The 12011-nt window shown below is 72.9% G+C and carries 7 protein-coding genes; all 7 read right to left on the minus strand.

The window, feature by feature from the left end; genetic code table 11:
• Positions 1 to 94: 94 nt before the first annotated feature.
• Complete coding sequence (locus tag AB0D59_RS49750) at positions 95 to 961, minus strand: serine protease (RefSeq protein ID WP_362579396.1); 867 nt, start codon at positions 959 to 961, stop codon at positions 95 to 97.
• A 120-nt stretch (positions 962 to 1081) separates the two neighbouring features.
• Positions 1082 to 2635 (minus strand): RNA polymerase sigma factor, encoded by a 1554-nt coding sequence (locus AB0D59_RS49755; RefSeq protein WP_362579399.1) that lies wholly within the window; start codon positions 2633 to 2635, stop codon positions 1082 to 1084.
• Between the two features lie 499 nt (positions 2636 to 3134).
• Positions 3135 to 4022: a FadR/GntR family transcriptional regulator gene (locus AB0D59_RS49760; protein ID WP_351728463.1), complete on the minus strand. Its 888-nt coding sequence runs from the start codon at positions 4020 to 4022 to the stop codon at positions 3135 to 3137.
• A gap of 162 nt (positions 4023 to 4184) precedes the next feature.
• Positions 4185 to 6986, minus strand: a complete 2802-nt coding sequence (locus AB0D59_RS49765; protein ID WP_362579402.1) for an ATP-binding cassette domain-containing protein — start codon at positions 6984 to 6986, stop codon at positions 4185 to 4187.
• Positions 6987 to 7066: 80 nt separating this feature from the next.
• Positions 7067 to 7825 (minus strand): NUDIX hydrolase, encoded by a 759-nt coding sequence (locus AB0D59_RS49770; protein ID WP_362579405.1) that lies wholly within the window; start codon positions 7823 to 7825, stop codon positions 7067 to 7069.
• Between the two features lie 167 nt (positions 7826 to 7992).
• Positions 7993 to 10104, minus strand: coding sequence for a glycogen debranching N-terminal domain-containing protein (locus AB0D59_RS49775; protein WP_362579408.1), 2112 nt, complete (start codon positions 10102 to 10104; stop codon positions 7993 to 7995).
• A 359-nt stretch (positions 10105 to 10463) separates the two neighbouring features.
• Positions 10464 to 11963 (minus strand): DUF4192 domain-containing protein, encoded by a 1500-nt coding sequence (locus AB0D59_RS49780; protein ID WP_362579411.1) that lies wholly within the window; start codon positions 11961 to 11963, stop codon positions 10464 to 10466.
• Positions 11964 to 12011 lie beyond the last annotated feature (48 nt).

Below are 12011 nucleotides of genomic sequence, written 5' to 3' on the forward strand. Positions count from 1 at the left end.
GCGGCTGGGCCGTCGGGGACGTGGTGGGCGCCTCGCTGGACCACGCCATGTGGTTCCACCGCGACCGCCCGTCGTCATGTACCCGCGACGCCCCTCAGGAGGGCCCCTGAGGCCGCTGTGAGCGGCTGAAGGCACCACCGGACCCCAGAGCCCGCACGACCTCGGAGACGCGCGTGTAGACGCCGGGACTCCCCGGCCGCCCGCAGCCGCTGCCCCACGACACAAGTCCGATCAGGCGCCCCCCGGCGACCAGCGGTCCCCCGCTGTCGCCCTGGCAGGCGTCGGGGCCACCCAGTGCCTCCCCGGCGCACACCATGGAATCCGCCCGGTAGGTACCGTCGGCGCCGCCGGGATAGGCGCGCTCGCACGCCTCGTCGGGCAGTACATGGACCCGCGCGGCGTACAGCCGGCGCGCGTAGTCGCCGCCTCCCGTGATGTCGCCCCACCCGGAGACCAGGGCACCGGTGCCGGTCCGGTAGGCGGTGTCGCCCTCGGCGGCCATCTTGACGACGGCGTCGGCCGGCAGGGGCCGGGCAAGGGTGAGGACGGCGAAGTCGCCGGTGTTGGCATCGGGGTCGTAACGCGGGTTGACCCGGGCGACGGTCACCGGGATCTCCTGGCCCTGCGCCGAGAGCAGATCCGTGCGGCCCGCGATGACCTTGAGGTCGTGCACCCGGTCGGAGGGTCCGCCGATCACCTCGTCGGCCAGGCAGTGGGCCGCGGTCAGCACCGCGGTCCGGCCGATCGCCACCCCGCCGCAGAACTGGCCGGCCCGCGTACCCCCGAACCGGTCACGGCTGGACAGCGCGACCGTCCAGGGAGTCTGGGAGACGTCGACGGGAAACCCGCCGACGACAACGCTGTCGGCGGCTGCCGGAGGCGGACCGGCCAGCGGTATCACGGCGGCGGCGGTCGCCAGGATCAGCGGTCGGATCAGGACCGGGGCAAATGGACGGCGCATGCACACTCCTCACTCTGGGTGGTACCAGGAAACCCAGAGTCATCCAGTGCACCGCGACCCGCAGCCCGAAGGCCCGGCTCCCCGTGGGGAGCCGGGCCTTCGACGTCGTATGGGCGCGACCTAGTCGAGGTAGTCGCGCAGCACCTGGGAACGCGAGGGGTGGCGCAGCTTCGACATGGTCTTGGACTCGATCTGGCGGATGCGCTCGCGCGTGACGCCGTAGACCTTGCCGATCTCGTCGAGGGTCTTCGGCTGACCGTCGGTGAGACCGAACCGCATGGAGACGACACCGGCCTCGCGCTCGGACAGGGTGTCCAGCACCGAGTGCAGCTGCTCCTGGAGGAGCGTGAAGCTGACGGCGTCAGCGGGGACGACGGCCTCGGAGTCCTCGATGAGGTCACCGAACTCGCTGTCACCGTCCTCACCCAGCGGAGTGTGCAGGGAGATGGGCTCACGGCCGTACTTCTGGACCTCGATGACCTTCTCGGGGGTCATGTCGAGTTCCTTGGCCAGTTCCTCCGGGGTGGGCTCGCGGCCCAGGTCCTGGAGCATCTGGCGCTGCACGCGCGCGAGCTTGTTGATGACCTCGACCATGTGCACCGGGATACGGATGGTGCGGGCCTGGTCGGCCATGGCGCGGGTGATCGCCTGACGGATCCACCAGGTGGCGTACGTGGAGAACTTGTAGCCCTTGGTGTAGTCGAACTTCTCGACCGCGCGGATCAGACCGAGGTTGCCCTCCTGGATGAGGTCCAGGAAGAGCATGCCGCGGCCGGTGTAGCGCTTGGCCAGGGAGACCACCAGACGGAGGTTGGCCTCCAAGAGGTGGTTCTTGGCGCGGCGCCCGTCCTCGGCGATGATCTCCAGCTCGCGCTTGAGCTTCGGGGCGAGCTTGTCGGCGTTGGCCAGCTTGTCCTCGGCGAACAGACCGGCCTCGATGCGCTTGGCGAGCTCGACCTCCTGCTCGGCGTTGAGCAGCGGGACCTTGCCGATCTGCTTGAGGTAGTCCTTGACCGGGTCGGCGGTGGCACCGGCGGCGGCGACCTGCTGGGCCGGCGCGTCGTCCTCGTCCTCGTCGGACAGGACGAAGCCCGCGCTCTCGGTGCCCTCGGGCTCCTCGGTGCCCGCCTTGGCCTCCTCGATGACCTCTTCCTCGAGAAGCTCGGCGTCGTCCTTCTTGGCGGCGGTCTTCTTCGCCGGCACCGCCTTCTTCGCGGCGGTCGCGGTCTTCTTCGCGGCCGCCTTCTTGGCGGTGGGGGCGGCCTTCTTGGCTGCGGCCTTCTTCGCGGACGCCGCCTCGTCGGTCGGATCGTCGGCTACGACGGGGGGCACTGCCGGGGCGGCCGTGGCGTTGGCCTTCCTGGTGGTCACCGTCTTCGCCGCGACCGTCTTGGTGGCGGTGCGCTTGGCCGGACTCTTCGCTGCGACGCTCTTTCGGGTGCGCTTGGGCTCCGCGGCACTGACCATCAGCGTCACACCCTCTTCCTCAAGGATCTGGTTGAGGCTGCGCAGTACGTTCTTCCACTGAGTGGCCGGAATCTGGTCAGCTTCGAAGGCCCGACGCACATCGTCGCCGGCGATCTGCCCCTCAGCCTTTCCCCGCTCAATGAGAGCCATGACAGAGACGGACTCGGCGATCTCCGGCGGGAGCGTACGGGATGTGCTGGCCGACACGAACAACCTCTCGGAACGTTGGAAAACGGCTTCCGGCCCCGTCCTGGACGGACTGGAGCCGACCGCCGGCTTGGGGATGGGCCGACGGCGCGGGCGTGGGCCGGGAAGATACACAGCGCCATGAATGGCGTCCGTATTCCCTCCGCGGCTGTCACCTCTTAGGTCATCGCGCTGTTCGCAAGAGCGTTACGCCCAATCTACGTGGCCCGAGTCACACCCCGTAAGCGCTCAAAAACGGTCAGACATGGGCAGAGGTTGTCGCCAATGATCTCTCCGGGCCGTTCGGACGGCAGCGAGTGCGCCGTACGACCGCCACAGAGCCTGCCATACACCGCTCGACCGTCGCGGTGTCTGTCATACGACCGCTGCGCGCCCGTCCCGCCGCGCCGGACCCCGCCGGAGCCCTGAGGGATCCGGCGGGGTCCGGCGGAAGCGGGGTCCGGGGTCGGCGACGCCCAGAGAACGCGGAACCGACCGAGCGCACCGCTCTCGATGCGGGTCAGTGCTCACGCGGCGCGGGTACCACGCGCTCGACCTCGGGGTGGACCGTGAGCAGCTGACGCATGGCCGACTCGGCCGCCGCGCCGTCGCCCGTGCCGAGCGCGTCGACGATCCGCGCATGCTGGGCCAGGGACGTCTCGTTCGGCCGCTCACAGCCGGTGACCGGGCCGCCGGAGACCTGGAGGGCCGACGACACGATGCCGGAGAGGTGTTCCAGCATGCGGTTGCCCGCGATCTGGATGAGCATCGAGTGGAACTCGGCGTCCGCGCGCGAGAACGTCAGCGCGTCGCCCTGCGCCATCGCGTGGCTCATGATCTCGACCATGTCGGACAGGCGCTGCTGGACGTCCTCGCGCCCGTGCCCGGCGGCGAGCCGGGCGGCGAGTGGCTCGATCGTCCAGCGCAGCTCGCTGAGCTCACGGCGCTGGTCGTCGCGCTGCGGCCCGAAGGCCCGCCACTCGATGATGTCGGGGTCGAGGAGGTTCCAGTCGCTGACGGGACGCACGCGCGTGCCGACGTTGGGGCGGGCACTGACCAGGCCCTTGGCCTCCAGGACCCGAAGGGACTCACGGACGACGGTGCGGGAGACCTCGAAACGCTGGCCGATCTCCTCGGGCACCAGCGGGCGGTCCGCGCCCAGGTCGCCGGAGACGATCATCTGACCCAGCTGCTGGACGAGTTGACCGTGCAGTCCGCGGCCGCGGCTGCCCGCGGCACGTCGTCCCACACGGCCCAGCTCCGGGTCCGGGCCCTCCCAGGAGGGCGCCCCGACACGATCGTTGACGGGGGCATCCACGTACGGGTAGCGGTCGAGTTCGCCCGGGCCGACCAGACCAGAGTCTGCGGAGCGGGCGGCGGTCATCATGGTGTGCGCAAGGGTACTCACGGATCCTTTGTCGGCGCTGCCTCCAACTCCCTTGAGGTCTTTGGTGAAAAGCACACGAAAGGGTGATCGCTCACCCCATCGCAATTGACGCCTTATCGGAAAGAAATGGCCTTTCTGCGGGGAGTTGTGCGCATGGGGGGACCGGAAGCGCCCGGTCCGTGGTCATCTGAGCCTGGCCCGCAGGGTGGTGAACAGGTACGCGCAGAGCAGTGCGGTCAGCGACAACGCCAGTGCCCCGCCCACGGGTTGGGCCAGCACCCGGACCGCTGCGACCAGATAACGCTCGCCCCCGAAGGGCCACTGCAGCAGCAACATCTCCCGCATCCGCATCGGGAGTCCGGCGGCCATCCGCACACCCGACCCTTGCAGCACCTTGTGTACGACGGGCACGACGAGTACGGGTACGGCGAGCACCGCGGCGAGACCGGCCGTGGTGGACCGGAAGACGCCCGCCGCCAGCACACCGGCCCAGGCGCAGCCGACGATCAGTCCGAACCAACTCGCGGTCATCGGAAGCCAGTCGGCGGGAACCTTCGCGAGTTCCCGGCCGTAGACGAGATAGAGCATTTCGGCGTCGCAGCCCAGGGTGAGGAACGAGAGCAGCACGGCGGTGGCTCCGGAGACCACCAGTTTCGCGGTGAGCAGCCCCAGCCGGCGGGGCACGGTGCCGCGGTCCGCCGCCAGCGCGGGGTGGCGGAACTCGTCTCCGAAGGCCAGCGCCCCGAGCAGCCCCGCGCCGAGCGCCGCGGGGGGCAGCGGCAGCTCCCGCGGCCAGGCGGCGAACAGCCGGGCCTGCGGGGTGTGCCCGAGCCGGGCGAGCAGGACGGCGATGAGGGCGGACACCGCCAGGACAGCACCGCAGGTGACAAAGCCGGCACCGATCCCGGCGGCCCGGCGGAGCTCGTAGCGCAGGGGCCGGAGCGGGCTGGGGGCAGAGCGGATGGAGATGGCGGGTGGGAGCGGGGAGGGGTCGTCCAGGGCGACGGCCCCCGCCGGCCGCGCGAGCCCGGCCGGGGGCGGAGTGGGGTCACCACCGGCTGTCGGGGGTGCGCTGGCGGGAGGCCGCGGCTGCGGCTGCGGCTGCCTGGTGGAGAGCTTGGCCGTGGGGGCTTGGCCGGGTGGCGGCGGTTGCTGTTCGACGGAGAGCTGGGCGGTTGGGGCTTCGCCGGGTACGGCGGGGATCGATGGCTGGGAAGAGGCAGCGGGGGTGGAGGGATCGCCTGACGCGGGGCCGGGCGGTGGCTGTGGGGATACGGCGGGGGCCTGCGGTTGGTCAGATGCGGCAGCGGCCTGCGGCCGGGCGGATGCGGCGGTGGCCGGGGCCTGGGCAGAGGGGGCGGTCGCCGACGGATGAGCGGAGGCAGCGCCGGCGGGTGGCCGGGCGGATGCAGGGACCGCTGTTGGGCGAGCGGAGGAAGCAGCGGCCGAGGGCTGAGCAGGACCGGGAGCGGACGACGAGTGAGCGGAGGCGGCGCCGGCCGGTGGGCGAACGGACGCGACGGCCGAGGGCTGGGCGGAGTCGGCGGTGGACGGTGGCTGGGCGGGCACGGTGGCGGACATCGGGTCCGGGGAGGTGGCGTGGGTCGGCGGCTCGGGTGTGGGGGCGGGGGCCGGAGACTGCGCGGACGCGGTGCTGGTGGACGACGGCCGGGAAGTCGCGGAGGCGCCTGTCGAACGGGCCGAGAGCGCGACGGCCGGGGCCTCGGTGGCGAGGGCGCTACCGGACGGTTCCGCGTGCGGAGATCCGGGCGGGGCCGCCGGACCGTCGGCGAACGCCTCGGTGGACATGGACGGCTGCTGTTCAGCCGTGGCGGAGGGCTCCACCGCGTTCGACGACTGATCCGGGCCTGGCTCCTCGGCGGTGCGTGACCGACTCACCGGCCTCGGTCCAGCCGACGTCCGTGGCTGTGGGGTGACCGGAGAACCACTCGTGTCCTGGCGCGGATCGGCGCCGGGCGTGTCCCGCCGCTGCGTGATCGATGCCTCGTCGACCGTCCGAGCCCCGTCCACGGCAGCCGGCTCAGTCGCGCCCCGCAGCCGCCGTTCGGCCTCCGGTACGACGTCCGTCGGCGGCTCCGCTCCGGCACCCGCTCCCATGTCGCCGACCTCATCAGCGAGTTGGTGGACGAGGATGCCGTGGCGGAACGCGGTCTCGCCGATCTCGGCCGTCGTGCTGCCGTACACCGACAGGCGGTTGCCGCCTTCGCTGACGACCTCCACCGAGCGGTGGGTCGTGCGGGCCTCCTTGGTGAGGAGGGCGGCGAGCCGGGCTGCGTGCGGGCTGCGGACGGCCACACGTGGGCGCAGCCGGGTGCGGGCGAAGGCGGTGGCCTCCTGGTCCGCGACGAGCCTGCCGGCCTCCAGGGTGACCACCCGGTCGGCGGCGCGGGCGGCCTCCTTGGGGTCGGTGGTGGTGAACAGGACCGTGCCGCCCTGCACGGCGTGGGCCCTGAGCATGCGGTGCAGCCAGTGGCCCTCGCGGGCGGAGAGACCGTGCGCGGGTTCGTCCAGGACGAGGGTGTGTGGATCGGGGAGCAGGGCGCAGGCGAGGCCCAGCCGGCGGTCCACGCCCCGCGACAGCGTGCCCAGGCGCTCCTCGCGGAGGCTGACGAGCCCGACCGCTTCGAGCACTTCGTCGGCACGCCGGACCGGGACTCCGGACGCCGCACACAGCATGCGCAGATGGCCGCGGACGGAGCGGGCCGGATGACCGGGGACGTCACCGAGGAGGACGCCGACCTCACGCGAGGGGTGGGCGATGCGATGCAGGGGGCGGCCCCTGAAGTAGGTCAGTCCACGGCCCTGTTGGAGTTCGAGCATCAGTCTGAGCACCGTGGTCTTGCCCGCGCCTTCCTTGCCCAGGAGTGCGGTCACGCGGCCCGCGCACGCTTCGAAGGACACGTCGTCGACGGCGGGCGGGTGCGCCTTGCGGGGATTGCTGGTCAGTCCGAAGGCCTCGATCACCTTAGGGAAGATAGCGCGGAATGACCGTTTTTCCAGGTATAGAAGGGTTTAACCTCGGCGGGATTCGCGCTGTCGGACGGTCAGACCTCGGGTCGCAGCATCGGCGGGTTGAGCAGAGTCGCGCCGCCGGCACGGAAAAGCTGGGCCGGACGGCCGCCCTGACGGGTGGTCGTGCCGCCGGTGGGGACAAGGAAGCCCGGGGTGCCGGTCACCTTGCGATGGAAGTTCCGCGGGTCGAGCGCCACGCCCCACACCGCTTCGTAGACGCGGCGCAGCTCACCGACCGTGAATTCGGGCGTGCAGAACGCGGTGGCCAGGGACGAATATTCGATCTTGGAGCGGGCTCGCTCCACCCCGTCGGACAGAATCTGGGCATGGTCGAAGGCGAGCGGCGCGAGGGGCTCGCCGTCCCGGCCGTAGCCGCCCTGCGCGAGCAGTTCCTCGACCGGCGCCCAGCGCGCGTTGCTGGCGTCGCCTCCCGCGCGGGGGGCGGGGAGGTCGGGGGCGAGAGCGAGGTGGGCGACGCTGACCACGCGCATCCGGGGGTCGCGCTTGGGGTCGCCGTAGGTCGCCAGCTGCTCCAGGTGGGCTCCGCCGTCCTGGGCGGGCGCATCGGGGTCGTGAGCGCGCAGGCCGGTCTCCTCCGCGAGTTCCCGCGCCGCCGCCTGCGAGAGATCCTCGTCGGCCCGTACGAAGCCGCCCGGCAGCGCCCAGCGCCCCTGGAACGGCTGCTCCCCTCTGCGTACCGCCAGCGCGCACAGGGCGTGGCGGCGCACAGTCAGCACGACCAGGTCCACGGTGACGGCGAAGGGCGGAAACGCTGACGGGTCGTAGGGCATGCGGTGATCATAGTCGTCTGCCTGACGATAAACACTCCCTTCGTCGCTCGCTTCGGCGGCTGATCCACTTCGCTCCGGTATGCACCTCACGGTTCGCTCCGGCAGACGTCCGACGCCCGGCCACCCGTTCGTCGTGATGGTCGCGTCCCGCACGGTCGCCCAGGAGGTCACGCCCCCAGTTGAAGGCCGTCCGCGGCCTCCTCGACCATGGCCAGGCCGAGTCGGCTGACCCGTATCGAGAAGGGCGCGCCGGCCACCCGCAGGCCGGTCAGGCCCAGTTCGCCCAGGGGCGCGCTGTGGACTGGCCGGAGGGTGACCGTCCCGGCCGGGGCGTCGGGGCGGATGCCGGCGAGTGTGGTGAGGAGCAGCACCCCGGAAGCGGCCGCCGTGGCCGCCGGACGGCAGGCAGCGGGATGCGGAAGGGGGGCGCTCCCGTCGGTCCGCTGCTCACCGCCGAACATCTCGGGCAGCCGGTGGCCGAAGTGCTCGGCCGCCGCCAGCAGGCCGCGCAGCAGCCCGCCCGCCTCCTTCTCGTAGCCCGCGGCGGCCAGCCCGGCGACGGCGAGCGCCGTCTCCTGGACCCGGACGGCCCCGGCCCGATGGCCGAACGGATTGTGTCCCGCCTCCTTGGCCCCCAGTCCGCGCAGCCCCCACCCCGAGTCCAGGGCCGGCCCCCCGAGCAACCGGGCAAGCTGCTCGGTCTGCACCTTGTCGAGCAGGCCGACGGCCGGTCTGCCGGCATCGAGCAGCCCGGTGTCGAGCAGGTGGACGGCGGTGGAGCCGAGGTGGGTCAGGGGGCGGCCGTCCGGGGTCAGCGCAGCCGCCGGACGGCCGCCGCCCCTGTCCTCGGTCCAGAAGTCCGCCTGGAACGCCTTCCTCAGCTCTCCCGCCCACTTCCGCAGTCCGGCGCCGCCGGGCCGGTCGTACGCGTCGAGGAGGTCGGCGCCGAGCACCGCGGCCCGATGGGCGTGGGCCTGGGTCTCGCTGCGCGCGGGGCCGCCGGGCTGCGGGTCGCAGAGGTAGGTGTGGTCGCCCACCGTGGTGCGCAGCCAGGCCAGGCAGCGCTCGGCCACGGGCAGCAGTTCCCGCGCCTCCTGGTCCGGGAGCCCCCAGCGGCGGGCCTCCGCCAGCAGGACGGGGAAGAGCAGGGTGGCCTCCGTACCCGTGCAGCCCGGTGGCAGATGCGCTCCGGCGTCGCGGCGCGGGCCGGGGATCATGCCGGCCTGCGGTCCCGGGCCGCGGAGTTGGCTGCGGGCCAGGGTGCGCAGCGTGCCGGCGGCGAGGCGGGTGCCGAGGGGCAGGGTCATCCGGGCGGCGGCGAGCGCCTCGGCCGGGGCCAGACCGCAGCGCCAGGGCGCCCCGGCCGCGAGGTAGGTGTCGGAGGGGTGCGCCGGGTCGCGGAGCAGTAGCGCCTGAAGATCCTCGACGCTCGTCCTGAGCAGCGCCCCGGCTCTCGGGTCGTCGCCCGTGGCCCTGGCCGGCGCCAGTGGGCTGGTGGCCGCGCGTCCCACGGCGCGCGGGGGACCCGCGCCGTCCGGACGCACCCGCAGCTCGACGCTCGCCGTTCCGCCCGGGGGCAGTTCGAACTCCCAGCGCAGCAGTCCCGCGGAGGCCAGCGCGTCGGCGGGTGGCGGGTCCGCCGTGACCGCCGAGTTACCGGTGGGGGTGGTCCAGCGCAGGCCGGAGTCGTGGACGCTGGGTGGGAGTTCGGGGCCGGGGTTGCCGGACGCGATGGCACTCAGCTCCGCCAGGTCGGTACCGAGGGCCACCTCCAACGGCAGGCGCAGGGGGTGGCGCGCGGAGCTGTACAGGGTGATGCGCTCGGTGCCCTCGGCGTGACGGGTCCGTTCCACGACGACATCCGGATCCGGGCCGGCCGCCGGAGAGGCCCGCAGGGTGCCCACGAAGCGGACGGAGTCCGCCCCCGCCATCCGGGCCTGCACGGGGAGTGGTTCGCGGCCGGCGACACGGACCTGGCAGCGCGCGAGCAGACGCCGGCCCGCCCGGTAGAAGCCTTCCAGGCCGCGACCGGTCAACTGGCCCTGCTCTGTGGAGATGGCGAGGCCGGGCAGCGCGACGCAGATCAGGGCGGCGTGCGTGGGCGGCAGCCCGCCGACGTGCCCCGGGCCCTGCGCGCCGGGAGCCGGTCGTGGGGGCGTGGGCCGGGCTGTGCGGTTGCGCGGCTGTCGCGAGACGCCCTCGGCCGGCGGGAGCCAGGGTGGGCCGTCCCGGAGTCGGGGGTTGGCGTCGGCGGTGGAGGTCGGAGTCGGCTGATGCATGGGGAGGCTCCTTCTGCGCTCTGTGCGCCCGGGACTGCTGGGCGCCGGACGGAGGGCTCCGGAGGGACCGGGGGCGGGCGGCGGCACGGCCCGTCCAGGCGTTCCGCCACTCAGGTGAACGGAGGAGGGCAGCTCCTGGTCACGCCTCCGCCCGTCGAACCCGATCGGACAACGGTGCGGAGAGACGTCGTTCGGCCCGGACGGCCTGTGCTTTCGGACGCCGAAGACCAAGGAGCCGATACCGCGCCGGCCCGCGGGAGAGCGGTCACTTCGCCGCGATGGGCCGACGGGGTTGCGTGTCCAACGGCGGACGGCACCGGCCCACTCCCCTCCGTATGCCGCCCTTGGCCGGTCCTCGTTCATTCGTCCCCCTCGCCACGGCTTTTACCGGTGCGTGTGTCCTCCCGCGCGGCCCGGCCGCCTCGGGTGTCGCTCTTCTCCGCCGCGCGGGTGCGCGTGCCGTCACCCGGCCTGGACGAACCGGGGCGGGTGCGGGTGTGACCCGCGCCCGTCGGTCGCGGACGGGTGCCCGTCGGCCGTGGCCGCCGCAGGTCGGGCCCGTCTTGAATGTGCGGACGGTGGCGATCTCGGGTTTCGGCGGCGGCGCTCGGCTCGTGGCCGGCGACCGGCTCGACCGGGGCGGTGTCGCCGACGGCTTCCGTGCTGTCCTCCGGTTCGCGCCCCGCGCGTTCCGTACGCAGGCAGCGGCGGATCGACTCCGGGTCCAGACCCTCGTTGCAGGCCTGGTGCAGCAGACGGGCGAAGAGATATTCGGGGTCCGCGCCCAGGGCCATCGCCAGGGCCTCCCGCGCTTCCAGGTCGTCACCGGTCGACCAGGCGACCCAGCCGGCCAGCGTCAACGGAGCGGCGGCGTGTTCGCCGTACGGGCCGACGCAGCGGCGGGCGAGGGCTCGCCACAGGCGCAGAGCGGGTCCGGCCTCGTCGCCCTCCATCCAGGCGGCCGCTCGGTCGCGGGTCGTGCGGTCCTGCAGTCCGAGGATCAGCATCGCGGCCTCGTCGTGGGCGAGCAGGGCGTCGTCACGGAGGTCCGCCTGGTGGATCCCGGACACCGGGGTGGCGGCGGCGTACCGGCTCATGATCCGCTCGGCGAGGGCGAGTGTCTCCTCGGCCACTTCCGCGCGGGAGGCGTCGTGGAGGATGCGGGGCACCAGCGCCATTCCGGCGCGGTCCAGAGCGAGCTCCTGTTCCAGCACGACGCCGGTCTCCCGGGGCTGCAGCCTGGCCCGCAGCTCGCGCAAGGTGCCGCGGACCTGGATCCCGGCGTAGGTGGCGGCGGCCGCGAGCACGGAGGTGCCGGGCAGGCCCATGGGGGCGCCTTCGGGAGGACAGCACTCATCGGCCGGGCAGCAGTACGACCAGAAGCGTCCCTCCGAGACGCACAGCGCCTCGATCACCGGCACGTCGAGGCGGCCGCACTCGGTGCGCAGCAGTTGGGCCAGCGGGGCGAGCCGGTGCATCACGTCCCGGCCCGTTTCGCCGGGCGCGGGTTCCTGGCAGACGTAGGCGACCATCTGCTCAGGTCGGGTTCCGCGGCGCTCGCTGCCCGTCATCAGGCCCTGGGCCAGCTGGAGTGCCGCCGATTCCCAGTCATCCTTGTTCGCGGGGATGCCGAGCCGGGCCCGTCCGCCGAAGCGGCCGCGGCCGCCCCGGTCGTGCAGGGCCACCAGCACCATGCTGTCCTCGGGGCGGTACCCGAGCAGATAGGGCAGTGCGTCGGCCAGTTCGGCCGGGGTGCGCAGGGTGATCTGGGTGTCGTGGGCGGATCGGCCGAGCGGCCCCGCGCCTCCCGTGATGTCGCCGTTTTCGGAGGGTCCGGTGGTTTCGCTGTGATTCGTCATGCGCTGACGATCTCGCGGATCTCGGGATTCCGGTTTGCCTGTGGATAA

Origin of the sequence: Streptomyces sp. NPDC048417 (assembly GCF_040651615.1) — a bacterium.
Taxonomy (GTDB): domain Bacteria; phylum Actinomycetota; class Actinomycetes; order Streptomycetales; family Streptomycetaceae; genus Streptomyces.

Coding starts and splice junctions, on each gene's coding strand:
- AB0D59_RS49775 (WP_362579408.1), bottom strand. CDS start 10,104: ATGCATCAGCCGACTCCGACCTCCACCGCCGACGCCAACCCCCGACTC.
- AB0D59_RS49750 (WP_362579396.1), bottom strand. CDS start 961: ATGCGCCGTCCATTTGCCCCGGTCCTGATCCGACCGCTGATCCTGGCG.
- AB0D59_RS49780 (WP_362579411.1), bottom strand. CDS start 11,963: ATGACGAATCACAGCGAAACCACCGGACCCTCCGAAAACGGCGACATC.
- AB0D59_RS49770 (WP_362579405.1), bottom strand. CDS start 7,825: ATGCCCTACGACCCGTCAGCGTTTCCGCCCTTCGCCGTCACCGTGGAC.